At 70.4% G+C, this 23,986-nt stretch carries 18 protein-coding genes, 1 other RNA gene and 1 pseudogene; 11 read left to right on the top strand and 9 right to left on the bottom strand.

Features of this window, described 5'->3' with window-relative positions; translation table 11 throughout:
- Positions 1–51 precede the first annotated feature (51 nt).
- From ACH4YL_RS23335 to ACH4YL_RS23325, 3 genes and pseudogenes are all read right to left on the bottom strand, one after another.
- Positions 52–888 (bottom strand): annotated as a pseudogene (locus tag ACH4YL_RS23335) (glycosyltransferase 87 family protein); the annotation flags it as partial.
- Between the two features lie 207 nt (positions 889–1,095).
- Positions 1,096–1,890, bottom strand: coding sequence for an ABC transporter ATP-binding protein (locus tag ACH4YL_RS23330; protein WP_398509337.1), 795 nt, complete (start codon positions 1,888–1,890; stop codon positions 1,096–1,098).
- Positions 1,883–2,767 (bottom strand): ABC transporter permease, encoded by an 885-nt coding sequence (locus tag ACH4YL_RS23325; RefSeq protein ID WP_398509336.1) that lies wholly within the window; start codon positions 2,765–2,767, stop codon positions 1,883–1,885. Before ACH4YL_RS23325 ends, ACH4YL_RS23330 begins: the two co-directional genes overlap by 8 nt.
- Positions 2,768–2,897: 130 nt before the next feature.
- Here ACH4YL_RS23325 and ACH4YL_RS23320 point away from each other — a divergent pair, with 130 nt between their 5' ends.
- On the top strand, positions 2,898–3,503 hold the full coding sequence (locus ACH4YL_RS23320; protein ID WP_398509335.1) for a TetR/AcrR family transcriptional regulator: 606 nt from the start codon (positions 2,898–2,900) through the stop codon (positions 3,501–3,503).
- Between the two features lie 473 nt (positions 3,504–3,976).
- On the opposite strand, the gene ACH4YL_RS23315 is transcribed toward ACH4YL_RS23320, so the two are convergent.
- The 4 genes from ACH4YL_RS23315 to ACH4YL_RS23300 all read right to left on the bottom strand — a co-directional run bounded on the left by ACH4YL_RS23315 (position 3,977) and on the right by ACH4YL_RS23300 (position 10,915).
- The gene (locus tag ACH4YL_RS23315; protein ID WP_398509334.1) at positions 3,977–4,858 is read right to left on the bottom strand and encodes a carbohydrate ABC transporter permease; all 882 of its coding nucleotides are present in this window, start codon (positions 4,856–4,858) and stop codon (positions 3,977–3,979) included.
- Complete coding sequence (locus tag ACH4YL_RS23310) at positions 4,855–6,192, bottom strand: carbohydrate ABC transporter permease (RefSeq protein ID WP_398509333.1); 1,338 nt, start codon at positions 6,190–6,192, stop codon at positions 4,855–4,857. The genes ACH4YL_RS23315 and ACH4YL_RS23310 overlap by 4 nt, the downstream gene beginning before the upstream one ends.
- Before the next feature lie 3 nt (positions 6,193–6,195).
- A complete protein-coding gene (locus ACH4YL_RS23305) occupies positions 6,196–7,551 on the bottom strand; it encodes an ABC transporter substrate-binding protein (RefSeq protein WP_398509332.1) in 1,356 nt (451 codons plus the stop codon).
- A gap of 196 nt (positions 7,552–7,747) precedes the next feature.
- Positions 7,748–10,915: an FHA domain-containing protein gene (locus ACH4YL_RS23300; RefSeq protein WP_398509371.1), complete on the bottom strand. Its 3,168-nt coding sequence runs from the start codon at positions 10,913–10,915 to the stop codon at positions 7,748–7,750.
- Positions 10,916–11,420: 505 nt separating this feature from the next.
- On the opposite strand from ACH4YL_RS23300, the gene ACH4YL_RS23295 reads away from it, so the two are divergent.
- The 4 genes from ACH4YL_RS23295 to ACH4YL_RS23280 all read left to right on the top strand — a co-directional run bounded on the left by ACH4YL_RS23295 (position 11,421) and on the right by ACH4YL_RS23280 (position 17,103).
- Positions 11,421–13,076: a serine/threonine-protein kinase gene (locus ACH4YL_RS23295; RefSeq protein WP_398509331.1), complete on the top strand. Its 1,656-nt coding sequence runs from the start codon at positions 11,421–11,423 to the stop codon at positions 13,074–13,076.
- A gap of 128 nt (positions 13,077–13,204) precedes the next feature.
- The gene (locus ACH4YL_RS23290) at positions 13,205–14,443 is read left to right on the top strand and encodes a serine/threonine-protein kinase (RefSeq protein ID WP_398509330.1); all 1,239 of its coding nucleotides are present in this window, start codon (positions 13,205–13,207) and stop codon (positions 14,441–14,443) included.
- Positions 14,444–15,061: 618 nt separating this feature from the next.
- Complete coding sequence (gene prfB / locus ACH4YL_RS23285; RefSeq protein ID WP_398509329.1) at positions 15,062–16,168, top strand: peptide chain release factor 2; 1,107 nt, start codon at positions 15,062–15,064, stop codon at positions 16,166–16,168.
- A gap of 266 nt (positions 16,169–16,434) precedes the next feature.
- The gene (locus ACH4YL_RS23280; protein WP_398509328.1) at positions 16,435–17,103 is read left to right on the top strand and encodes an LPXTG cell wall anchor domain-containing protein; all 669 of its coding nucleotides are present in this window, start codon (positions 16,435–16,437) and stop codon (positions 17,101–17,103) included.
- A 68-nt stretch (positions 17,104–17,171) separates the two neighbouring features.
- On the opposite strand, the gene ACH4YL_RS23275 is transcribed toward ACH4YL_RS23280, so the two are convergent.
- On the bottom strand, positions 17,172–17,366 hold the full coding sequence (locus ACH4YL_RS23275; RefSeq protein ID WP_398509327.1) for a hypothetical protein: 195 nt from the start codon (positions 17,364–17,366) through the stop codon (positions 17,172–17,174).
- 261 nt (positions 17,367–17,627) lie between these two features.
- On the opposite strand from ACH4YL_RS23275, the gene ftsE reads away from it, so the two are divergent.
- The 5 genes from ftsE (at position 17,628) to ssrA (ending at position 21,475) form a co-directional block, all read left to right on the top strand.
- Positions 17,628–18,317, top strand: a complete 690-nt coding sequence (ftsE, locus tag ACH4YL_RS23270; RefSeq protein WP_398509326.1) for a cell division ATP-binding protein FtsE — start codon at positions 17,628–17,630, stop codon at positions 18,315–18,317.
- Positions 18,318–18,326: 9 nt separating this feature from the next.
- Complete coding sequence (gene ftsX / locus ACH4YL_RS23265; RefSeq protein ID WP_398509325.1) at positions 18,327–19,244, top strand: permease-like cell division protein FtsX; 918 nt, start codon at positions 18,327–18,329, stop codon at positions 19,242–19,244.
- 67 nt (positions 19,245–19,311) lie between these two features.
- Positions 19,312–20,469 carry a S41 family peptidase gene (locus ACH4YL_RS23260; protein WP_398509324.1) on the top strand — a complete coding sequence of 386 codons (1,158 nt, stop codon included), beginning with the start codon at positions 19,312–19,314 and terminating at the stop codon, positions 20,467–20,469.
- An 18-nt stretch (positions 20,470–20,487) separates the two neighbouring features.
- Positions 20,488–20,967, top strand: a complete 480-nt coding sequence (gene smpB, locus ACH4YL_RS23255) for an SsrA-binding protein SmpB (protein WP_398509323.1) — start codon at positions 20,488–20,490, stop codon at positions 20,965–20,967.
- Between the two features lie 123 nt (positions 20,968–21,090).
- Positions 21,091–21,475: a transfer-messenger RNA gene (gene ssrA / locus ACH4YL_RS23250) on the top strand.
- Positions 21,476–21,607: 132 nt separating this feature from the next.
- Here the strand turns inward: ssrA and ACH4YL_RS23245 are convergent.
- Positions 21,608–22,858 (bottom strand): MFS transporter, encoded by a 1,251-nt coding sequence (locus ACH4YL_RS23245; protein WP_398509370.1) that lies wholly within the window; start codon positions 22,856–22,858, stop codon positions 21,608–21,610.
- 140 nt (positions 22,859–22,998) lie between these two features.
- On the opposite strand from ACH4YL_RS23245, the gene ACH4YL_RS23240 reads away from it, so the two are divergent.
- Positions 22,999–23,964 carry a LysR family transcriptional regulator gene (locus ACH4YL_RS23240; protein ID WP_398509322.1) on the top strand — a complete coding sequence of 322 codons (966 nt, stop codon included), beginning with the start codon at positions 22,999–23,001 and terminating at the stop codon, positions 23,962–23,964.
- Positions 23,965–23,986: the final 22 nt, after the last annotated feature.

Below are 23,986 nucleotides of genomic sequence, written 5' to 3'. Positions count from 1 at the left end.
GCAGACCGCGGCGAGACCGAGCAGCCAGATCAGATACTGCGGGCTGATCACCCGGCTGGTGACGGTGAAGAGCAGTACGGCGGTGAACGCGGCGTCCAGCGGTGTGGCAGGAGTCCAGCGCCTGGCCCTGACCCGCCACAGCACCAGCCAGCACAGCGCGGCGACGGTCAGTGCCAGCGACAGCCGCGCCACGCTCGTCACATACGGGCCGGTGAACTCGAAGGCGCCGTACTGGTACCGGATCTCGCCGCTCCAGCCCGCCTTCCGCGCGAGTTGGAGGAACGTCCCGCCGAGCGACTCGATCTGCACGCCTCGCGCCTGTTGTTGCCGCAGAAAGTCGAGCGTGTGCGTGAAGCCGAGCGAGAGCGCGGCGAGCACCGCGGCGGCGCAGACGGCGGCCGACAGCCAGGCCTCGCGGGTGGTACGTCCCCGGGGCGTGCCGAGTACCGCGAGCAGCGGCCAGACCTTGATGGTCGCGCCGAGTCCGGCGAGCGCCCCGCCGAGCCGCGGCCGCCTGCGCACGGCGAGCAGCGCGACCACGGCGACGGCGGTGACCTGGACGTCGTACCGAGCCAGCGGCAGATTCAGCAGCAGCGGCAGTCCGCAGACCCACAGCCAGGCGCCCCGCACGCCGGCGCGGGCGAGTGCGGCGGTGATGACGGCGTCCGCGGCGAGCGTGAGAGCGACGAAGGCCTGGAAGTACGTGAGCCAGGGCAGCGCGCCCGGAGCGAGGAAGACGAGGGCGGCGCCGGGCGGGTACTGCCAGGTGACGTCGTTCAGCGGGAACGCGCCCTGCACGAGCTGCTCGTACCAGTGCCGGTAGAGCGTGTGCACCTCGCCGGCGACGCCGGAGTCGCCCAGGCGGTCGATGAGCAGCAGGCCGATCATGCCCAGGCGCGTCGCCGTCCAGACGGCGGTGAGTGCGGCGGCCTGCCGGGCGCGGGGGAGGAGACGGCCGGCACCGGGGCGGGTGGCCCTCGATGCCGGAGCGAGGTGGTGGGCGGACGGGAGCGGGGCGATCCGATGGGGCGTCATCGGCGGGTACTTTAGCCCGCTTTGGTCGGTTCTTTGGCTATTCCGCTCGGGCCGGTGACGCTATTTCTTGGCGCTGGTGAACTCCTCGTACGCGGCGACGACCTCCTTCGCCGGACCGTCCATCCGCAGCGTCCCGGCCTCCAGCCAGAGCGCGCGGTCGCAGGTCTCGGTGATGGTCCCGTTGCTGTGGCTGACCAGGAAGACCGTGCCCGCCTCCGCGCGCAGCTCCTCGATGCGCTGCTGGCTGCGGCGGCGGAAACGGGCGTCGCCGGTGGACAGCGCCTCGTCGATCAGCAGCACGTCATGGCTCTTCGCGGCGGCGATGGAGAACCGCAGCCGGGCGCCCATGCCGGAGGAGTACGTACGCATCGGCAGCGAGATGAAGTCGCCCTTGTCGTTGATCCCGGAGAAGTCGACGATGTCGTCGTACCGCTCCTGGACCTGCTCGCGCGTCATGCCCATCGCGAGGCCGCCGAGGATGACATTGCGCTCGCCGGTCAGATCGGACATCAGCGCGGCGTTCACACCGAGCAGGGACGGCTGGCCCTGGGTGAAGACCTTGCCCTCGGTGGGCGGGAGCAGACCGGCGATGGCCTTGAGGAGGGTCGACTTTCCGGAGCCGTTGGAGCCGATGAGGCCGATGGCCTCGCCCTTGTACGCGGCGAAGGTGACGCCCTTGACGGCGTGCACCTCGCGGACGCCGGGGGCGGCCCTGCGGGAGATGATCCGGCTGAGCGCGGTGGTGGCGCTGCCGCGGCCGGTGCGGGCGCCGTTGACCTTGTAGGTGACGTGGACGCCGTCGACGACGACGGTCGGTGCCTGGGTGCGTGTCTGTGTCTCGGTTGTCTCAACCACGGCCGTACTGCTCCTCCGCCTTCCAGAAGTACACGAATCCGCCCGCCCCGAAGAGCGCCGCCCAGAACAGGGCCACGACCCAGACGTGCGGCGGCAGTTGGGCCGCGGTGAAGCTCTCGATGAGCGCGAAGCGCATCAGGTCGATGTAGACGGCGGCCGGGTTGAGCTCCAGTGCCAGCAACAGCGCGTGCGGCAGCTGGTCGTGGCTGAGCACCTTGTCGATGGACCACATCACACCGGAGACGTACATCCAGGTGCGCAGCAGGAACGGCATCAGCTGCGAGACGTCGGGCGTGTGCGCGGCGATGCGGGCCATGGCCATCGACAGGCCGGTGTTGAAGACGGACTGGAGCAGCAGCGCCGGGATCGCCAGCAGCCAGGAGGGCCGCGGGAACTGGCCGAAGCACATCAGGATCGCGATGAGCGCGCCCATCGAGAACAGCAGCTGCTGGAGCTGCTGGAGGGCGAGCGCGATCGGGAGCGAGGCGCGCGGGAAGTGGAGCGCGCGGACCAGGCCGATGTTGCCGGAGATGGCACGGGTCCCGGCCATGATCGAGTTGGCGGTGAAGGTCCAGATGAAGACGCCGGTGACGAGGAAGGGCACGAAGTCGGCGACGTGGTCGCTGGTACCGAGGATGACGCCGAAGATGAAGTAGTAGACGGCGGCGTTGAGCAGCGGCGTCATCAGCTGCCAGACCTGACCGAGTTTTGCCTGGCTGTACTGGGCGGTGAGGCGGGCGGTCGCGAACGCGGTGATGAAGTGGCGCCGGGACCACAGCTGCCCGATGTACGCGCCGAGGGAGGGGCGCGCGCCGCTGACGGTGAGGCCGTGGCGGGCGGCGAGCTCGCTGAGGCTTTCGGTTGGATGGCTGCTCACGCTGGTCGCTTTCGCCGGGGGCAGGAATGTGTGCTGGCGATGGGACGGGTCCGTTTCGTCGCTACGGTGAGGTTAGGACGGAACGACGTCGCAACGCAACCGTCTCGTCGTGACGGGTATGCTCCTGGGCATGACCACGGACCCGGGAACTCCACGACGTGCCCCCGCGGGAGCCGCAGTGCTCCGGGAGGACGTGACCGAAGCGATCCGCACAGCCGTTTTCGAGGAGTTGGCGGCGGTCGGCTTCGCGCGGATGTCGATCGAGGGCATCGCGCGGCGGGCGGGCGTCGGGAAGACGGCGGTCTACCGGCGGTGGAAGTCGAAACTGTCGCTGGTGCTGGACCTGGTCTCGGCGTTCGCGGCGCAGGGGCTGCCCGCGCCGGCGACGGGATCGCTGTACGGGGACGTACGGGCGCTGCTGGAAGTCGCCTCGCACGCACTGCGCCATCCGGTGGCCTCGCAGGTCATCCCGGACCTGCTGGTCGAGGCGGCGCGCCACCCGGAGATCTCGGACGCGATCAAGGCGGCACTGCTGGACAGCCAGCAGGGCGTGGCGGCACTGGTGGTCCGCGACGCGGTGGCCCGGGGCGAACTTCCGGAGGACACGGACCCGGACAGGGCGCTGGACCTGATTGTGGGGCCGCTGTACTGGCGGCTGGTGGTGGTGAGGTCGGGGCTGCCGAAGGGGTACTTGGACGATTTGGCGTCGTCGGCGGTAGCGGCGCTGCGGGCCTGATTTCCCGGGGGCGGCTGCCCCGGGGGCCCCGCGGGTCCGGCTGCCGCGGGTGCGGGTCCCCGCGGGTGCGGGTCCGGGGTCGCTCCGGGGCTCGTGTCCTGGACTGCTTTCCTCACCGCGCTTCGCGCGAGTTGCGCCGCTTTACGTCCAGAACACGACCCCTGCGCGTCCCCTCGCCCGGGCTGAACGAACCAGGCGCCCGGGCACGGAGCGCCCGTCCGGTGGGGGGAGGGGCCGTGCAGGGTCGGCCCCGCAGGGATTGGCGGCAAGACCCGGGCGCGCAATGCAAGCGCCTGTATGCCGCCGACCCCGAGGAGTCGAGCCCGGAGGGGCCCCGTGCCCGAGCCGTACAAGGGGCGCACGCCCAGGGGCCGGAGCCTGTGTGGGCGAGAACCCGCGCTGCAAAGGGCCCAGGCCCTGGAGCGCAGGTCCCCGAGCCCCTAAGGCTCCCGGGGGCAGTGCCCCCGGGAACGTCACTTCACCGCGCCTGCCATCACTCCCGTCACGAACTGCCGCTGGAACGCGAAGAAGACCGCCAGCGGGATGATCATCGAGACGAACGCGCCCGGCGCCAGCACATCGATGTTGTTGCCGAACTGGCGGACCTGGCGCTGGAGCGCCACCGTGATCGGCGCGCTCTCCGAGTCCGCGAAGATCAGCGCCACCAGCATGTCGTTCCAGACCCAGAGGAACTGGAAGATGCCGAGCGACGCGATCGCCGGGCCGCCGAGCGGCATCACGACACGCGTGAACAGGCGGATCTCGCCCGCGCCGTCCAGGCGGGCCGCCTCCAGCAGTTCCCTCGGGATCTCCGCGAAGAAGTTCCGCAGCAGGAAGATCGCGAACGGCAGGCCGAACGCCACATGGAAGACGATCACGCCGATCGTCGTCTCGAAGATGCCGATCTCGCCGAACAGCTTCGACACCGGCACCAGCGCCACCTGCACCGGGACCACCAGCAGACCCACGACCACCAGGAACCACCAGTCGCGGCCCGGGAAGTCCATCCAGGCGAAGGCGTAACCGGCGAACGAGCCGATCACCACCACCAGGACCGTCGCAGGCACCGTGATCAGCACGCTGGAGACCAGCGAGTCGGTGATCGCCTCGTTCTCCAGCAGCCGCGAGTAGTTCTCGGTGGTCAGCTGCGCGGGCTCGGTGAACACCTTCCACCAGCCGCTCCCGCCGATGTCCGCGGGACTCCGCAGCGACGAGATCAGCAGTCCGATCGTCGGCATCAGCCAGAACAGGCCGATCAGCACCAGGAACACCCGCATCACGCCGCCGCTCGCGCGCGCCGCGATCCGTGCGGGAAGGGACTGTTTCGCCTTCACCACACCGTCGGTCGTGGTCATCGGCGACCCTCCCTTCGCATCCGCCGGATGTTGAACAACATCACGGGAATCACCAGCAACAGCAGGAGTACGGCGATCGCGCTGCCGAGCCCGAGGTTGTTGTCGCTGAACGACGAGCGGTACAGCTGCAGCGCGAGCACATTCGCGTCGTCCTGTGCCGAGCCCGGCGCGATGATGAAGACCAGGTCGAAGATCTTCAGGACGTTGATCATCAGCGTGACCAGCACCACCGCGAGGACCGGCGCCAGCAGCGGCACGGTCACCTTGCGGAAGACCTGCCACTCGTTCGCGCCGTCCACCCGTGCCGCTTCGAGCAGTTCACGCGGCACGCTCGCCAGTCCGGCCGCGATCAGCACCATCGCGAAGCCCGCCCACATCCATACGTAACTGCCGATGATCGCCGGAGTGACCAGCGACGGGCCGAGCCAGCTGACGCCGTTGTACGGCTCTCTGAAGTTGTCGGCGGGCAGCCGCAGTTGGGCTCCGTCCGCCGACGCGGGCAGGGTGAACGTACCGTCCGCGCCCGCCCGCGCCGAGGCCACCACCTTGCCGTCCTTGACCGCCTCCACCTTGATGCCCTCGAGGCCGAGTTCCTTGGCGTCGATGACATTGGGCTTGCCGCCGCCGCCCTTGGTGAAGTCCAGCCACACCGTTCCGGTGATCTTCCCGTCGTCCGGTTGCGCCGCCTTCGCGGGCTTCGCGTCCGACGGCATCTTCGCCGGCGCGACGCCGACCAGCGGCAGTTGCACCTGAGTGCCCGCGGTGACCGGCTCCTTGGTGACGAAGGACCCCTGGCCGCCCGCCTTGAGCGGGGCCACCGGCAGCGGATGCGCGTTGGGGAATCCGGTCGACTCGGAGAAGGTGTCATGGACGCCGACCCAGATCGCGTTGGCGATTCCGCGGTCCGGATCCTGTTCGTACACCAGCCGGAAGATGATGCCCGCCGCGAGCATCGAGATCGCCATCGGCATGAAGACGATCAGCTTGAACGCCGTACCCCAGCGCACGCGTTCGGTCAGCACGGCGAAGATCAGTCCGAGCGCCGTCGAGACGGTCGGCGCGAGTGCCACCCAGATCGCGTTGTTCTTGACCGCGGTGAGGATGGTGTCGTCGGTGAATATCTCCTTGTAGTTGTCGAGCCCGGCGAAGCCGCTGCCGGACTGGTCGATGAAGGACCGGTAGACCGAGTACCCGATCGGGTAGACCACGAGCGCGCCCAGCAGCACCAGCGCGGGCAGCAGAAAGCCGGCCGCGACGATCTTCCGGGTGCCAGTCACGCTCTTGCGCTTACCGCCGGGGGGCACCGTGCCTCCCGCGTTCGCCGCTGTGGTCACCCGTCAGCTCTTGTACGCCTTGGCGGCGTCCGACTCCAGCTTCTGCTGGGCCCCGGCCACATCCTTCGGGTTCTTCAGAAAGTCCTGCAGCGCTTTCCACTCGCCCTTGCCGGGCGTGCCGCCGAACGACTGCGGCATCTGGTCCGACATGTCGAAGCGGAAGTCGTCGCCCGCCGCGATCAGCGCCTTGGCGATATTGCGCTGTACGTCATTGGGATACGCGGCAAGGTCCAGCGACTTGTTCGGCGACAGGAAGCCGCCCGCCCCGGCCGAGATCTTGGCCGCGTCCGGCGACGCGAGGAAGGTCAGCAGCGCCTGCGCGCCCTTGCTGTCCTTCAGCGCGACGGCCGCGTCCCCGCCCGTGACCACCGGCGCCAACTCGCCGACCGCGGGGAAGGGGAACACCTTCGCGTCCGTGCCGATCTTGGCCTTGGTCTGGCCGATGTTGACGCTCACGAAGTCGCCCTCGAAGACCATCGCACCCTTGGGCTGGTCGCCGCCGGTGAAGGTCTGGGTGACGGACGTCGGGAACTCGGTCTGCAGCGCGCCGTCCGCGCCGCCCGCGATCAGATTCGGCTTGCCGAAGAGCTCGCCGAGCGTGGTCAGCGCCGTCGCCACGGACGGATCGGTCCACTTGATCTTGTGCTGTGCCAGCTGGTCGTACTTCTCCGGACCGGCCTGCGAGAGATACACGTTCTCGAACCAGTCGGTGAGCGTCCAGCCGTCCGCGCCGGCCACCGATACGGGCGTGACACCCGAGGCGGAGATCGTCTCGGCGGTGGCCAGGAAGTCCTTCCAGGTCTTCGGCTCCTGCGCGCCCGCGTTCTCGAAGACGGTGTTGTTGTACCAGATCAGCGACTTGTTGGCGGCCTTGTAATACACGCCGTACTGCTCGCCGTTCACCGCTCCGAGGTCCTGCCAGCCCTTGGAATAGTTCTTCGTCAACTGGGCCTTGGCCTCCGTGCCGACGGGCTTGGCCCACTTGCGCTCCACGGCCTGCTGGATCGCGCCGACCTGCGGCAGCATCGCGACATCGGGCGGAGCGCCGCCGGCGATCTTTGTGCCGAGGAAGTTGATGATCGGGTCCTGCGCGGGCACGAAGGTGACCGTCGCTCCGGTCCGCTTCTCGAACTCCTTGAGGACCTTGGTGAAGTTCTCCTGCTCGGGGCCGCTCCAGACCGCGGCCACCTCTATCTTCTCGCCGTTCAGCCTGGGCAGTTGGACGGTGGCCGCCGACTCCTTGTCATTGGTTTCGCCCGGTGTCGCCTTGTCGTCGCTGTCGCCGCATCCGGCGACGGCGAGTGCGCCGATCGCGGCGAACACCACTGCGGTCCTGCTCGTACGAAGAGTTGTGCGCATTACTGCCCCGTCTCTCCCGCGTGCACTGTCCCGTTGACCGACAGGTGTACGCCCGGTATCGGGACGTCGCAATAGTGCACTGGGCGTCAGGGAGCCTTTCGTAATGCCGTTGTGACGGGATGTCATGTCAAACGGAACAATCGTCCCGACGATCAGTCACCGATCAGTCACCGATCAGCCGCCGAACGGTCTTCGGTCAAGGGTGTGCAGGCGAGAGCGGAGGCAGCGGCACCGCGTCCACCGATCGCGCGGCCCGCTCCAGCGCGCTCGCCAGCAGCGCCAAGTCCGTTGGCCCATTGCCCAGTTCGCGAACCGGACGCCGGGTCGGTGGATCGCCCATCCGCTCCCACTCGAGCGGCACCACAGTCGGACGCAAGGTCGCCGTACGCGGAATCCGCCCCGTGACCCTGCCGCCCTGGAACGCGGTCACCCGGCCGTCCGGATGTCCCAACCTGCCGCGCCCGGGGACCGGATCCTCCGGACCCGCCGATGCCGGCGGCGCGTCCAGCACCGCCCGCAGCCGCGCGCCCTGCGCCAACTCCGTGTCGGCCGTGCGGTCCGGCCGCGCGGATGTCGCCACCAGATGGACGCCGAGCCGCTCGCCGTCCCGCGCCACCGCCTCCAGCGCCCGTACGACCGAACCGGCAGCCGGGCGGCCGGGGCTGCCGAGCCCCGGAGCCACCAGCGCGTCGAAGTCGTCCACCAGGACCACGAGTCGCGGCAGCGGGGCCGGACCTTCCGCCTTCGTGCGCGCCCCGGGCCGCAGCCGCAGCGTGCCGCTCGACGGAGAATCGAGGTCGCCGCGCTGCTCGGCGGCGCTCGGCGGCCGCTGGCCGACTATCCGGTCCGTGACCTCGCGCCGGGTGTGCCACTCGGCGAAGTCCTCGCCGCCCAGCAGCTCGGCCCGCCGCTTCAGCTCCGCGCCCAGCGCTTGCGCGAAGGCCCGCATCCGGACCGGGTCGCTGGCCACCAAGTGCTCGGTGACATGCGGCAGTTCCGTACAGGCCGCGAGTCCTTCGCCGCGCTCGCCGCCCGCGCCGTCGACCAGCAGCAGACCGAGCCGGTCCGGGCGGCCCGCGGCGGCCAGCGAGGCCGCGACAGAACGCAGCAGCTCGGTCCGGCCGCTGCCCGGCGGGCCCTCGATCAGCACATGCGGACCCTCGTCGGTCAGATCGACCGCCAGCGGGCCACGCGGACCCGCGCCCAGCACCGCGGTGCCGTCGCCGGCCGAGGCTGCCCAGCGCGCCATCAGCGACGCGGGGGTGGCGCGGGCCAGGCCCAGCTCGTCGAGCAGTCGCGCGGACCGGGGCAGGGCCGACGTCCTGCCCGGCTGTATGCCGCTGCCTTCCGCGCGCAGCGGCGCGAGCGCGCGGCCGAAGCGCTCCGCCCAGGCCGCGGACACCGCGTCCACCGCGCCGACGGTGCCATGGCCGGCCGGTCGGCCGCCCACCGTACGCATCAGCCGCAGCGCGGTCGCCACATCGCCGCTGAGCAGCGCGACCGCGCCGCACTCGCGGAAGGCGAGCGAGGCCGCGCACGCCGACTCGTATGTCGCCGCGACCGGCGACAGAGGCGAGGCGGCCGGGGTCTCGGCCAGACAGATCAGATGTATCCCGGCGGCCGCGCCCGCCCCGGCCAGCCGGGCGGTCGTCTCGCGCAGCACGGACGAGCCCGGGTCGCCGTCGAGGATGACCACGGTGCGCGCGCCGTCGTACTGCTCGGCCGCCTCGGAGACAGCCGCGCGGTCCGCGCTCGGCCAGCCAGGGCCGAGCGGACCGTCGTCCAGCCTGCGGGTCAGCTCCGCGGTACGGGCCGTTGCCTGATCGCGGTCGTACGCCAGCAGCAGCCGGCAGTCCTGGCCGCGCGCGGGGCGCAGGTGCGGCAGCCAGCCGAGCCAGCCCCACTCGGCCTTCCGCTCCTCCAGGCCCCGCGCCCGGTCCGTGCTGATCAGCACGATCTCCAGGTCGACGGGCGAGTGCAGCGCGGCGAGTTGAGCCACGGCGGACCTGGCGAGACCGGTCAGCCGCGCCCTGGGCCCGGCGAGCCCGAGCGAACCGGCCTCGCGCAGCCCGACGGTCACCGGCACGGACGGCAGGTCGGCCCGGTCGGCGGTGCCGAGCCGCAGCACCAGGGACTCGGGATGCGCGGGCCCTCGCTCCCAGAGCCGCGGACCGGGGCCGAGCGCGGTGAGCAGCACGGCGGCGGGGTCCGGCCAGCTCTCGACCAGGGGCACTGCGCTGAAAAGTTCCTCGGGCTGCGGCGCGACCTCGGCGGCGGGCTCCTCGCGCCCGCCGGCCAGCCGCCGCGCCCAGGCCCCTATCCCGCGCTTGCGAGCAGCCCCGGACAGCGGTGTGCCGCGATCCGGTGTGCTGCCCTGCCGACTGTGTGCCTCAGGGGTTTCGGGAGCGGTGTCCTGTGCGTCACCGACCCGCGAGTGCATGGTGTCGCCGCCCGCGCGGCCGGGGTCGTACTGCGGAGGCACGCGCAGATGCGTGTCGTCGGGGCGCAGCTCGGGGCCCGCGTTCCAACTGCCCGTCCCGTACGCACCGGTGGCCATGCCGCCCCAGACGGCGGTGGCGGAGGCGCTGGTGCCGTAACCGCTGCGAGTCGCCGCGGCGGGAGCCGACCCGTCCGCACTGCTGTCGGCACGGTCCGCGGGCGCGGGCTCCTCTTCTTCCTCGGGACGCTGGACACGGAGGTGTCCCTCGCCGTCCGGTGTCGTCGGGAGCGGGCAGGCGTCCGCCCCCACCGCCAGGCGGAGCGTCGATTCGCCGAGGCGCAGCAGCGCGCCCGCGGGCAGCCGGACCGGGCGCGAGCCCACCGGGGTGCCCGCCAGGGTCGTGCCGTTCGTCGAGTCGAGGTCCGCGACCGTCACCCGGCCGTCCTCCGCGACGGTCACCGCGCAGTGCAGACGCGAGACATCGGGGTCGTCCAGCGGTACGTCCGCGTCTGCGGAGCGGCCGATGCGGACCTGGCCGCCGTGCAGCAGATGGACCCCGCCCGCGTCCGGGCCCGCGACGACATGGAGCTGGGCCGAGGTGTCCGCGCCCGGCGACTCGTCGTCGCCCGGGAACTGGAGGGACAGCACCGCGCCGTCCACCAGCGGCGGCTCGCCCAGGGTGCGCCGCTGCGCGTCGAGCCGCTCCTGGCCCGCGTACAGCACGACAGCGCCCGAGGCGTCGGGTCCCGCGACGGCGGCCGCGAGGTCGGAGGCCACCGCGGCCAGAGCCGTCCCGGCGGGCGCGGTGATCAGCACGTCGCACGCGCACAGCGGAGTGGGTGCGGGGGTGTGTCCCGCAGCAGTGTGTCCCGCGCCAGCGGACTGCCCGCTGCGCGGCGCGAGAACGGTCAGCCGGATCTGCATCGCCGTCAGCAATCCCTTCTGCGCGGGGTGCCCGGCAGGGGAGCCGCCTGTGATCGCCCCCACCCGGCAGGTCGGCACGCGGCGCAGGGCTCCCGTCCCCACGACTGCGTGCTGAAGGCATCCTCGCACCTGCCACTGACAACACGCCCGGGGACCGGCATTAAGTGATCTTGATTGGTCCGCTCCGGGCGGAAAAATGGCTGGTTGAGCACTGATCCGGAACCGGAGTGACGTGCGCGGTACGGCCGTTCGGCAACCAAACCGTACGATGCCCGCGTCTTTCCTTCGAGCAGCGCCGGAATCCACGTCGGAATCCACGTCGGAATCCACGCCGGAAGCGGCGCCGCAGGACAACCGGGCGACGAACCGGCCGTCGGCAGGAGAGGACCGCAGGCAAGACGACCGGCCGGTGACAGGTCCACCCCCTAAAGTGGGTCGGACACCCGGGCGGTATCGGCAGTGGCCCGGGCCACGCAAGGACCACGATCAGCAGGGAGCACATGACGTGCGGCCGGTAGGCAGCAAGTACCTGCTCGAGGAGCCACTCGGGCGCGGGGCCACGGGCACCGTCTGGCGGGCCAGCCAGCGGGAGACCGCGGGCGCCGAGGCGGCGGTACCGGGCCAGCCCGGCGAGACGGTCGCGATCAAGGTCCTCAAGGAGGAGCTGGCGAACGACGCGGACGTGGTGATGCGCTTTCTGCGCGAGCGCTCCGTCCTGCTCCGCCTGACCCACCCGAACATCGTGCGCACCCGCGACCTGGTCGTGGAGGGCGATCTCCTCGCTCTCGTCATGGACCTGGTCGACGGCCCCGACCTGCACCGCTATCTCCGCGAGAACGGCCCGTTCACCCCGGTCGCCGCCGCGCTGATGACCGCGCAGATCGCCGACGCGCTCGCCGCCAGCCACGCCGACGGCGTCGTCCACCGCGACCTCAAGCCCGCGAACGTCCTGCTGAAGACCGAGGCCGACGGCCAGCTGCACCCGATGCTGACCGACTTCGGCATCGCGCGCCTCGCGGACTCCCCGGGCCTGACCCGTACCCACGAATTCGTCGGCACCCCGGCCTATGTCGCGCCGGAGTCCGCCGAGGGCCGCCCGCAGACCTCCGCCGTCGACATCTACGGCGCGGGCATTCTGCTGTACGAGCTGGTCACCGGCCGGCCGCCGTTCGCCGGCGCTACCGCGCTCGAAGTGCTCCACCGCCACCTCAGCGAGGAGCCCCGCCGTCCCACCACCGTCCCGGAGCCGCTCTGGACGGTCATAGAGCGGTGTCTGCGCAAGGAGCCGTCCGAGCGGCCGAGCGCCGAGAACCTCGCCCGCGGGCTGCGCACCGTCGCGGCCGGCATCGGCGTGCACTCCTCGTCCGCGCAGGTCGAGGCCGCGCTCGGCGTCGCCGCCCTGCTCGGACCCGACCTGGCGCCGGCCCAGGTGCCCGACACCCCGGGCGCGGCCGACCCGACGCAGGTGCTGCCGGGCAACGCCGGTGCGTACGACCCCAACGCCGCGACCAGCGTCATGCCGACCAACGCCGCGAACGGCCCCAATGCCGACCCCACCTCGGTCATGCCGCCCGTGTCTCCGGGGCAGTCCCGCCCCGAGGACCCGCACCCCTGGCAGTCCCAGCTCCAGGCGGCCCGCGACCGGAACGAGCAGACCCAGGTCCAGTACCTGGACCCGAGCCAGGACCCGCTGCGCCGGCGTCCGCAGCGCCAGCCGCAGCGGCCCCAGCAGCAGCCGCCGCAGTATCAGCAGCAGCAGTACCCGCCGCAGCCGCAGCCCCAGCAGCAGCGACCGCAGCCCCGGCGGCAGCAGCCCCAGCCGCAGCGTCAGCAGTACGCCCCGCAGCCGTACGCGCCTCCACAGCAGCCGCCGCCCCAGCAGCCCGCACCGCGGCAGCCGCGCCAGCGCAACCCCAACCGGACGCGGATCCCGGGCCTCGGCTGCCTCAAGGGCTGTCTGGTCTCGCTGGTCCTGATCTTCGTCGCGGGCTGGCTGGTCTGGGAGCTGACCCCGCTCCAGGGCTGGATCGCGGAGGGCAAGAGCTACTGGGACGCGATCGGCGACGGCATCACCAAGGTGTCGAACTGGATCTCCGACCTCGGCGGCTCCGACCCGGGCACCACGGACCCGAACACCGGATCGGTCCCCGGACAGCAGTGACTCCGTAGCTTTGTCGACTTCTGAGGGGTGATTTCCCCCGCAGAAGTGAAGGTTGGCTCCGTAGCGGGCACACAGGCCCCGGATGCCCGCGTATTTTGTGGGGATCGCCAGCCGCTGAGGGAGCAGTCTTGGCACGGAATATCGGCAGCCGGTACACCGCCCACCAGATCCTCGGGCGGGGCAGCGCCGGCACGGTGTGGCTCGGCGAGGGGCCCGAAGGGCCCGTCGCCATCAAGCTGCTGCGCGAAGACCTCGCCTCCGACCAGGAGCTCGTCGGGCGCTTCGTGCAGGAGCGCACGGCCCTGCTCGGACTCGACCACCCCAAGGTCGTCGGCGTCCGCGACCTCGTCGTCGACGGCAACGACCTTGCGCTCGTGATGGACCTCGTACGCGGCACGGACCTGCGCACCCGTCTCGACCGCGAGCGCAGGCTCGCCCCGGAGGCGGCGGTCGCGATCATCGCGGACGTCGCCGACGGCCTCGCCGCCGCGCACGCCGCCGGAGTCGTCCACCGCGACGTCAAGCCGGAGAACATCCTGCTCGACATGGAGGGCCCGCTCGGCCCCGCGGGATCCCACCCGGCGCTGCTGACCGACTTCGGCGTGGCCAAGCTGATCGACACCCCGCGCCGCACCAAGACGACCCGCATCATCGGCACGCCGGACTATCTGGCCCCGGAGATCGTCGAGGGCCTGCCACCACGGGCCGCCGTCGACATCTACGCCCTCGCCACCGTGCTGTACGAGCTCCTCGCCGGCTTCACGCCCTTCGGCGGCGGCCACCCCGGAGCGGTCCTGCGCCGCCATGTCACCGAGACCGTGGTCCCGCTGCCGGGCATCCCCGACGAGCTGTGGCAGCTGATCGTCCAGTGCCTGGCCAAGGCCCCGGCCTCCCGGCTGCGCGCCTCCGAGGTCGGCACCCGGCTGCGCGATCTGCTGCCGCTGCTGGTCGGCATGCCGCCGCTGGACGTCGACGAGCCGGACGCCGAGCCCTCGGCGGAGCCGTACGAGGACGTCGCCCCGGCCGTCCCGGGCGAGGTGCGCCGCCGCGGCGCGGTCCCGCTCGTCCCCGGCGCGGCACCCACGGACTCCAACCGCGACACCCACACCTCGATGCGTGTCCCGGCCCCCGACGAGCTCGCCGGTGGCGCGCGCGGCACCGCCCGCGCCCCGCGCACACCCGGCCAGCGCCGGCCCGGCTCCGCGCGCCACAAGTCCGAATCGGTCCGCAAGCGCCGGATCGCCCTGGGCGTCGCCGCGCTCGCCGTCGCGGCGGCGGTCGGCGTCGGCGGCTGGCTGGCCACGAGCGACGAGGGCGAGCAGACGCCGCCCCGGGACTCCAAGCAGTCGGCGCCGACGGAGCCGTGACCGGAGGGCGGCGGGCTGTGAGAAGGCCATCGCGCCGCGCTGCGACAGCACTTGCTGTGGTTGTAGGTGCAATTCTTTCTGTCGGCTTCCTCGGGTACTACTTCTTGGCTTCGGTGGATCGGAACCCTGGCGGGGTGGGAAAGTCGGATGCGGTCGGTGCATGGGAAAGTCCTCAGGGCGGGAGGATGGATCTCCTGAGTGATGGGAGGTTCATCGCGGACAACATCTCCCTGGGCCATCCCTGCGATCCGGAGGGTGTCCGGCCCGAGGGTGAGCGAGTTTCTGGAGCTGGGACCTGGAGGGCGGGTTCATTTCGGGATGAGGGGCCGGGCGTGGAGATCGACTTTCAGCCGGCCGGCAGCCCCGTAACCAGCTGCCGGATCTGGGCCGTCTTTACCGGGCCGGAGGCTTCGTCTCAGATGTACCTCCTTCATGAAGATGGCGAGGGCGAGCGTTACCAGCGCCCGTGAGTTCTTCAGCTCCCCACGGATTCTGTTGCCTGGGGCGAGGCTTCCTCGAATCGCGATCTGGGGTACTCGGAGGGCAGCGCCTGCACCGCGGGCGGTCTGCGGCTGACGGCCGGAGTTGTCCGGTCCGGCCACCAGTTACGCTGGACCCGTGGCAGTCGTCGATGTATCCGAAGAGCTGAAGTCCCTCTCCTCGACCATGGGGTCGATCGAGGCCGTCCTGGACCTCGAAAAGATGAGGGCAGACATCGCCGTGCTCGAGGAGCAGGCCGCGGCCCCGTCCCTGTGGGACGACCCGGAGGCGGCGCAGAAGATCACCAGCAAGCTTTCGCACCTCCAGGCGGAACTCCGCAAGACCGAGGCGCTCCGTGGCCGGATCGACGACCTGAGTGTGCTCTTCGAGCTCGCCGAGGCCGAGGACGACGCGGACACCCTCGCCGAGGCCGAGTCCGAGCTCACCGACGTCCGCAAGGCGCTGGACGAGATGGAGGTGCGCACGCTCCTCTCCGGTGAGTACGACGAGCGCGAGGCGCTGGTCAACATCCGGGCAGAGGCCGGCGGCGTGGACGCGTCCGACTTCGCCGAGCGCCTGCAGCGCATGTATCTGCGCTGGGCCGAGCGCCACGGCTACTCCACCGAGGTTTACGAGACCTCGTACGCAGAAGAGGCGGGCATCAAGTCGACCACCTTCGTGGTCAAGGCGCCGTACGCCTACGGCACGCTCTCCGTCGAGCAGGGCACGCACCGCCTGGTGCGCATCTCGCCGTTCGACAACCAGGGCCGCCGCCAGACGTCCTTCGCGGGCGTCGAGGTGCTGCCGGTCGTCGAGAAGACGGACCACGTCGAGATCGACGAGACCGAGCTGCGCGTCGACGTGTACCGCGCGTCCGGTCCCGGCGGTCAGGGCGTCAACACCACCGACTCCGCGGTGCGTCTGACGCACATCCCGACCGGCATCGTCGTCTCCTGCCAGAACGAGCGCTCGCAGATCCAGAACAAGGCGAGCGCGATGAACGTCCTGCAGGCGAAGCTGCTGGAGCGCCGCCGCCAGGAGGAGCAGGCCAAGATGGACGCCCTCAAGGGCGACGGCGGCAACTCCTGGGGAAACCAGATGCGTTCGTACGTCCTGCACCCGTACCAGATGGTCAAGGACCTGCGTACGGAGTTCGAAGTGGGCAACCCGCAAGGGGTACTTGACGGCGAGATCGACGGCTTCCTGGAAGCCGGAATTCGCTGGCGCAAGCAGCAGGAGAAGTAACGGGACGCTTTGTCGACAAGGGAACTGCCGCCCGAGGGGCGGCAGTTCCCTTTTATGTCACAGTTGCATCCCCGCAGGTCAGGCACTCTCGCCTATACCGGACATCGCACGCGCAACGACCTTGACGCGCTCACGAAAACTGGGAAAGCTGACGCGCGGCATGCGTATCTCTGGGGCGCGTGTGAACGGGGAAGAGCTTCAACTCCCCGCGGCGGCAGCCCCGGACGCTGCTCCATTGACGAATAGCTACTGGGGGTAGCAGCCTGATGACCAAGAAGACGCGGATGCGTGTGGCGCGAATAGCCGCCGGCGCGGTGATCGCCGCCGGTGCGTCGCTCACCGCCGCGGGCGCAGCCTCGGCCGTGGGTGTCGACATCAACGTGGGTCCCCTCGAAGTGTCGGCCAACGCCGACCAGAACGGCATCGACGCGGGTCTCGGTATCAACGAGGACCCGACCGACCCGCCGACCGAGATTCCGACGGACCCGCCGACCGAGCTCCCGACGGACCCGCCCACGGATCTCCCGACGGACCCGCCGACGGACCTTCCGACGGACCCGCCCACGGATCTCCCGACTGACCCGCCCACGGGTAAGCCGACCGACAAGCCGACGGGTAAGCCGACCGACAAGCCCACGGGCAAGCCGACCGACGACCCGTCCGAGGACCCGGCCAACCCGGGTAACGACAACGACGCCGACGGTGACGCCGGCACCTGCACCGTCGACCTCGACGGCGCCGAGTGCGCGGACAACACCGACACGGACAACGCCGGCTCCCAGCCGGTCGAGCAGGGCAAGGCCAAGGACGAGCTCGCCGAGACCGGCGCCGCCGAGACCACGTTCCTGCTCATCGGTGCCGCGACGATGATCGCCGGTGGCATCGGCTTCCGTATGCTTCCGCGCCTCGTTGGCGGCGGCCGTACGATCGCCTGACTGAGCTAGCAAGCAAGAAGGAGGGCCCGGGGTGCGCTCAGCACCCCGGGCCCTCCTTTGCGTACGTCTTACGCAGTCTGGTACGCGGCCAGCACCGTCACGGCCGCGACAAGGACCACCAGCAAGGTCAGCAGCGCCACCGGGCTCAGGCCGCCGAAGGGGCCCTCCTGCTGCAGCCGCTCGCGGTTCGCCCGGCAGACCGGGCAGCGGCCCTCTGAGACCGGGGCCGCGCAGTTGGCGCACACCAATCGGTCGTAGGTCATGCGCTCTCCTCCTCCCGCGCGCCGGAGCCGCAGGCGCGGACCGTAAGCACAGTTCTCTCCTGACAACGCTCAAGGAAACGCAACTGTTCCCCATACCACTCTGCCAGCTCGCGCGCTTTTCGGCGCGCCCCGCCGGATTACGCCCGTTCCGTGACCGTGGGCCAAACAGACAAAATACGCATCCGCGGACGCCGACTGCGCGGGCCATCCGGGTTCGCGTAGTGTCTCGCACACCTACTCCCGGCCGACCGTGGTGCACCCGTGATCCGATTCGACAACGTCTCCAAGAGCTACCCCAAGCAGAACCGCCCCGCCCTGCGCGACGTCTCTCTCGAGATCGAGAAGGGGGAGTTCGTCTTCCTCGTGGGCTCGTCCGGTTCCGGCAAGTCGACCTTCCTGCGGCTGGTTCTGCGGGAAGAGCGCGCCAGCCAGGGACTTGTGCATGTGCTCGGCAAGGACCTGGCCCGGCTGTCGAACTGGAAGGTGCCGCACATGCGCCGCCAGCTCGGCACGGTGTTCCAGGACTTCCGGCTGCTGCCCAACAAGACCGTCGCCGAGAACGTGGCCTTCGCCCAGGAGGTCATCGGCAAGCCGCGCGGCGAGATCCGCAAGGCAGTGCCCCAGGTCCTCGACCTCGTCGGCCTCGGCGGCAAGGAGGACCGGATGCCCGGTGAGCTCTCCGGTGGTGAGCAGCAGCGCGTGGCGATCGCGCGGGCCTTCGTCAACCGGCCCATGCTGCTGATCGCGGACGAGCCGACCGGCAACCTCGACCCCCAGACCTCCGTGGGCATCATGAAGCTGCTGGACCGGATCAACAGGACCGGTACCACCGTGATCATGGCGACCCACGACCAGAACATCGTCGACCAGATGCGCAAGCGTGTGATCGAGCTCGAGAAGGGCCGTCTCGTACGCGACCAGGCACGCGGCGTCTACGGCTACCAGCACTGAAAGGACGCCATGCGCGCCCAGTTCGTCCTGTCGGAGATCGGCGTCGGTCTCCGCCGCAATCTCACGATGACCTTCGCCGTCATCGTTTCCGTCGCTCTTTCACTCGCCCTGTTCGGCGGTGCGCTGCTCATGCGCGAGCAGGTCAGCACGATGAAGGACTTCTGGTACGACAAGGTCAACGTCTCTATCTTCCTCTGCAACAAGAACGACGCGGCGACCACGCCGAAGTGCGCCAAGGGCGCGGTCACCGCTCAGCAGAAGCAGCAGATCGAGGCCGATCTCAAGAAGATGGACGTGGTCGACACGATCCACCACGAGACGGCCGAAGAGGCGTACAAGCACTACCGCGACCAGTACGGCGACACCCCCATCGCGTCCACCATCACGCCGGACCAGATGCAGGAGTCGTTCCGGGTCAAGCTGGACGATCCGGAGAAGTACAAGGTGGTCGCGACCGCCTTCGCCGGCCGGGACGGCGTCCAGTCCGTCCAGGACCAGCGCAACATCCTGGAGAACCTCTTCTCCCTGATGAACGGCATGAATATCGCCGCGCTGTTCGTGATGGCGCTGATGCTGGTGATTGCGCTGATGCTGATCGTCAACACCGTGCGTGTGTCGGCGTTCAGCCGCAGGCGTGAGACCGGCATCATGCGGCTGGTCGGAGCATCCAGCTTCTACATCCAGATGCCGTTCATCATGGAGGCTGCCTTCGCCGGTCTGCTCGGCGGTCTGGTTGCCTCGTTCATGCTGCTGGTCGGCAGATACTTCCTGATCGACCACGGTCTGGCGCTGTCCGAGAAGATGCAACTGGTCAATTTCATCGGCTGGGACGCGGTGGTCACCAAGCTGCCGCTGGTGATAGCGATCGGTCTGCTGATGCCCGCCATGGCGGCTTTCATCGCATTGCGCAAGTACCTCAAGGTGTGACAAGCGCCCCGGGCGCCGTGCGGCCAACGGCCGTACGGCGCCTTTCGCTTGGCCTAGACTCGGCGCCATGCCGGGCCCGGAGTACAGCCCTCGGCCCCGCCGCATCGGCCGCGGGGCGGCCCTGACATTGGTATTTGCCAGCGTTCTCGCCACCGCGGCGGCCACCAACGCGCTGCCGCACAACGACAACAGCGCACCCCGCCCGCTCTCCGCCCGCAGCGCCGGCGCGACCGTCGACCGCGACGATGTGGCCCGCGCCGCGGCCGAGGCGATGGCCGACGGCAAGTCCGGCACCAAGGCGGCCGAGGAGGTCGTCAGCCGCAGCGGCGACCGCTGGGGCGCGGTGTACGACAAGAGCGAGTACGCGGAGTTCCAGCAGGCACTCGACGGCGAGTACACCGGCGTCGGCCTGACGGCCAGGCGCGCGGACGGCCGGCGCGTCGAGGTCTCCCGGGTCCAGCCCGGCGGCCCCGCCGACAAGGCGGGCATCAAGGCGGGCGACCGGCTGCGGACCATCGACGGCATCCGCGTCGACGAGCGTCCGGTGACCGAGGTCGTGGCTCTGCTCCGCGGCGCCGTGCGTACGAGCGTGACCCTGGGCCTGGAGCGCGGCGGCCGTGCCTGGACCGAGACGCTGCGGCGGACCACGCTCTCCACGGAGACCGTCACGGTCCAGCACCTCGACGGCGGGGCCGTCATGATCAGGGTCGTCTCCTTCACCAAGGGCTCCGGCGAGCGGGTCCGGGATGCGGTGCGGCAGGCGCCGGCCGGTGCGGGTGTCCTGCTCGATCTGCGGGGGAACGCGGGCGGTCTGGTCGCCGAGGCCGTCACCGCCGCCTCGGCGTTCCTGGACGGCGGCCTGGTGGCCACGTACGACATAAGGGGCGAGCAGCGGGCGCTGTACGCGACGCCCGGCGGCGACACCGAGAGACCCGTGGTCACGCTGGTCGACGGCGGCACGATGAGCGCGGCGGAGCTGGTGACGGGCGCGCTGCAGGACCGCGGCCGGGCGATCACCGTCGGGTCGCGCACCTTCGGCAAGGGATCCGTGCAGATGCCGGAGAAGCTGCCGGACGGCTCGGTCGCCGAGCTGACGGTCGGGCACTACCGCACTCCGGCCGGTCACAGCGTCGACGGCCGGGGCATCACACCGGACCTGGCGGCGAGCAAATCGGCCGAGGAACGGGCCCAGACAGTATTGAGTGGCCTCGGGGGAGGGTCGTAGTGCGAAAATGTCCGCACTATGGCTAAGGAAAAAGGGCGCAAGCTGATCGCGCAGAACAAGAAGGCGCGGCACGACTACCACATCCTCGACACCTACGAGTGCGGTCTCGTGCTGACAGGTACCGAGGTGAAGTCGCTGCGTCAGGGACGGGCCTCGCTGGTGGACGGCTTCGTCCAGATCGACGACCACGAGGCGTGGCTGCACAACGTCCACGTCCCCGAGTACAGCCAGGGCACCTGGACGAACCACAGCGCGCGGCGCAAGCGGAAGCTGCTGATGCACCGGGCCGAGATCGACAAGCTCGAGTCGAAGTCGCAGGAGACCGGGCACACCATCGTGCCGCTGGCGATGTACTTCAAGGACGGCCGGGCGAAGGTCGAGATCGCGCTGGCGAGGGGCAAGAAGGAGTACGACAAGCGGCAGACGCTGCGGGAGAAGCAGGACAGGCGGGAGACCGACCGCGCGATCTCGGCGGTCCGGCGGCGCCAGCGGGCCTGACCCACGGCCTGACCGCGGCCCGACCTCGGCCTGACCACGCGGAATAGGCTGGCACCGTCGTGCGTTGGTCGCGTACGATGGCTTCTGCCCCTCACAGCGGGGGCACGCTTGAAAAATAAACATGGGGATGATCGGTTTCGACAGCGGATGTCGAAGCAGGGGAAGCGAGCCGAGGAAGCGGCAATGATCTCGTAAACCATATGTCGCAACCAATAATCGCCACTTCCAAGAGCGATTCCCGCGCCTTCGCGCTCGCTGCCTAATTAGCAGCTAGCGAAGGCCTTCGGGTGTCAGCCCGGGGCTGTTCCCGACCCGGATCCTGGCATCAGCTAGGGAACTAAACCTCTAAGCCCGGTCACGGGGCGTAGAGGGAAAACAAACAGTGACTGAGCCCGTCGGAGACTTGTCCACGTGATCTCCGGGGCTGAGAAAATCTCAGTGGACTGCGCTCGGAGAAGCCCTGATTCTGCACCGTTGGACGCGGGTTCGATTCCCGCCATCTCCACAATTCCCATGTGAATATCGAAGGCGAAGGCCCGGCTGCCACGGCAGCCGGGCCTTCGTCGTGTGCGCAGATCCTCTTCACTCAGGACGAGATACATGTCCTTGCGGCCCTTCGCGGCAGCGCTCAACGCGGCCGTCACGGTTGCCCATCCGCGCGGTGAACAACGTGCCGGGTGGCTCGCCGGCCGGCTCGTGCACGGGCCGACAGGGACAGCAGCAGCGCAACTGCGGCCGCTGTGACCGGGATCGCGTACCCGGTCACGGGGCTCGCGTGCTCCGCGGTCCAGCCCGCGCCCGCCGAGCCCGCAGCGATGCCGCCGAGTATCGCGGTGACGGCGAGTGTCATCCCCTCATTGAGGCTGCCCGGCGGCGTCAGCCGCTGTACCAGCGTCATCCCCGTCACCATGGTCGGCGCGGTCGCCGCGCCCGCCATCAGCAGAGCCACGGCGAGCAGGGCGGCCGAGCCGGTACGGGCGGCGAACAGCGGCAGCGTCATCAGCGCGGTCATGGCGGCGAGGCAGATCGCCAGCCGTCCCGGCAGGCCCCGGGCCGCGGGCACAGTCCCGTACAGCAGGCCCGCCGCGCACGATCCGGCCGCCTGAAGTCCGAGCAGCAGGCCCGCCGTTGGGCCGTCGAGCAGCGCGAGCGTGCTCACCTCCAGCGCGCCGAAGACCGCGCCGGTGGCAAGGAAGACGGTGAGCAGCGGAAGCATGCCGGGCGCGCGCAGCGGGGAGCGCGATCCGGCCGGGCGTCCGGCCGGCGGCGGCTCGGTGGAGCGCTGGGCGGCGAAGACGAGGATGCCGGTCATCATCAGGACCACGCCGGCCAGCGTGCCTGCCTCCGAAAACAACGCCGAGCACAGCAGCGCGGCGAGCACCGGGCCGAGCATGAAGCAGAGTTCGTCGGCGGCCTGCTCGAAGGAGTTCGCGGTGTGCAGCGCGGCCGGGTCGCCGCGGTGGATGTGGGCCCAGCGGGCGCGGGACATGCCGCCGGTGTTCGGGGTGGTGGCGGTTGCGGCGTACGCGGCGAACAGCGTCCAGTCCGGTGCGTCGAGCCGTACGCACAGCAGCAGCGCGATAGATCCGAGCGCCGCGAGCGCGGCGGCGGGCACGGCGATCCGGGCCTGCCCGTACCGGTCCACGAGCCGCGCGGTCCACGGCGCGACGAGCGCGGTGGCAAGGAGCCCGACGGCGGTGACGGCCCCGGCGAGCGCGTACGAACCGCGGACCCCGGCGATCATGATGACGGCGCTGACGCTGAACATGCCCATGGGGAGCCGGGCGAGCAGATTCCCCACGGTGAAGGCGGTCGAGCCGGCCGGCTCGAAGAGCCGACGGTAGGGCGCGAGCCGCCCGGTCTTTCGGCCGAAGGCCGTTCGGAGGGCCATGGGCTCGTCGCGGGCGTCGGCGGGCGCCTGCTGTCGGCAGTCGGATGAATTTGGCATGGACCCACCATTGGTGCAGGTCACGGCAGGCGTCCAACACCTGTCCGGCCGGATTGACGCACCCGCGTTGTAAATTCGGGCGCGTGCCCCACGACATAGAGCCCCGGCTCCTCCGCGCCTTCCTCGCCGTCGCCGACGAACTGCACTTCACCCGCGCCGCCGCCCGCCTCTTCGTCGCGCAGCAGGCGCTGAGCCGTGATGTGCGGCGGCTGGAGCGGGAGTTGGGCGCCGAGCTGTTCGTACGGACCACCCGGCAGGTGACGCTGACCGGTGACGGCGAACGGCTGCTGCCGTACGCCCGGCACGTCCTGGACGCCCAGGACGAGCTCGCCGCCGCCTTCGTCCGCCGGCCGAGGCCGCTGCTCGTCGACATCAGCGCCACCGTGGGAACCGGCTACGAGGTGCTCGGGCGGGTCCGGCAGGACGCCCCGGGGCTGGAGTTCGTGGCCCGGTTCCTGAGCGGGCTCACGGGCGCGGCGGCCGAGATCCTCGCCGGACGGCTCGACGTGTCCTTCGGCCGGGTCGCGGGTCTTGCCCCGGCCCTGCTCGCGGGGCTCGAGCACCAGCCGGTGCGGTACGAGCGCGTGGCGGTGCTGCTGCGCGACGACCATCCGCTCGCCGCGCTCAACGAGGTACCGCTGGGCGCGCTCGCCGGCGAGACCCTCTATGCCGGAGCGGGCAACGCGGCGACCGCCGAGTGGACCGATCTGGCCGCCCGGCTCTTCGAGGGGCGCGGCATCTCCATGGCCGACCCGTTCCCGGAGATCGTGGGCAACGAGGAGTTCGTCCGCGTCGTCCGCAAGCACGGCTGGTCGGTGCTCGTGAGCACCGAGTTCATCGACGTGCCGGGCATGTGCGTCCGCCCGGTCGTCGATCCCGTACCGCTGTCACCCGTCTCGGTGGTGTGGCGCAAAGGGCTCCGTCATCCCGGCGTCGACGCGCTGCGGGCCGCTGCCGGCGAACTCGCCCTGGAAGAAGAGTGGCTGAAACGTGACCCGTCCGACTGGCTGCCCGAGGGCGACATGTCGCTCATGGGTGACAACACATGAGACAAGGACGCGATAGTCACCG

The organism is Streptomyces sp. NPDC020681 (assembly GCF_044334895.1).
In the GTDB taxonomy this organism is placed as follows: domain Bacteria; phylum Actinomycetota; class Actinomycetes; order Streptomycetales; family Streptomycetaceae; genus Streptomyces.
The sequence above is the reverse complement of the archived record's forward strand: the minus strand, read 5'-3'. Positions and strand labels throughout refer to the sequence as shown.

Bases quoted from the DNA above. Each gene is read 5' to 3' on its own strand.
- ACH4YL_RS23320 (WP_398509335.1), top strand. From the start codon at position 2,898: ATGACCACGGACCCGGGAACTCCACGACGTGCCCCCGCGGGAGCCGCA.
- ACH4YL_RS23315 (WP_398509334.1), bottom strand. From the start codon at position 4,858: ATGACCACGACCGACGGTGTGGTGAAGGCGAAACAGTCCCTTCCCGCA.
- ACH4YL_RS23305 (WP_398509332.1), bottom strand. From the start codon at position 7,551: ATGCGCACAACTCTTCGTACGAGCAGGACCGCAGTGGTGTTCGCCGCG.
- ACH4YL_RS23300 (WP_398509371.1), bottom strand. From the start codon at position 10,915: ATGCAGATCCGGCTGACCGTTCTCGCGCCGCGCAGCGGGCAGTCCGCT.
- ACH4YL_RS23280 (WP_398509328.1), top strand. From the start codon at position 16,435: ATGACCAAGAAGACGCGGATGCGTGTGGCGCGAATAGCCGCCGGCGCG.
- ACH4YL_RS23275 (WP_398509327.1), bottom strand. From the start codon at position 17,366: ATGACCTACGACCGATTGGTGTGCGCCAACTGCGCGGCCCCGGTCTCA.
- ftsX (WP_398509325.1), top strand. From the start codon at position 18,327: ATGCGCGCCCAGTTCGTCCTGTCGGAGATCGGCGTCGGTCTCCGCCGC.
- ACH4YL_RS23260 (WP_398509324.1), top strand. From the start codon at position 19,312: ATGCCGGGCCCGGAGTACAGCCCTCGGCCCCGCCGCATCGGCCGCGGG.
- smpB (WP_398509323.1), top strand. From the start codon at position 20,488: ATGGCTAAGGAAAAAGGGCGCAAGCTGATCGCGCAGAACAAGAAGGCG.
- ACH4YL_RS23245 (WP_398509370.1), bottom strand. From the start codon at position 22,858: ATGGCCCTCCGAACGGCCTTCGGCCGAAAGACCGGGCGGCTCGCGCCC.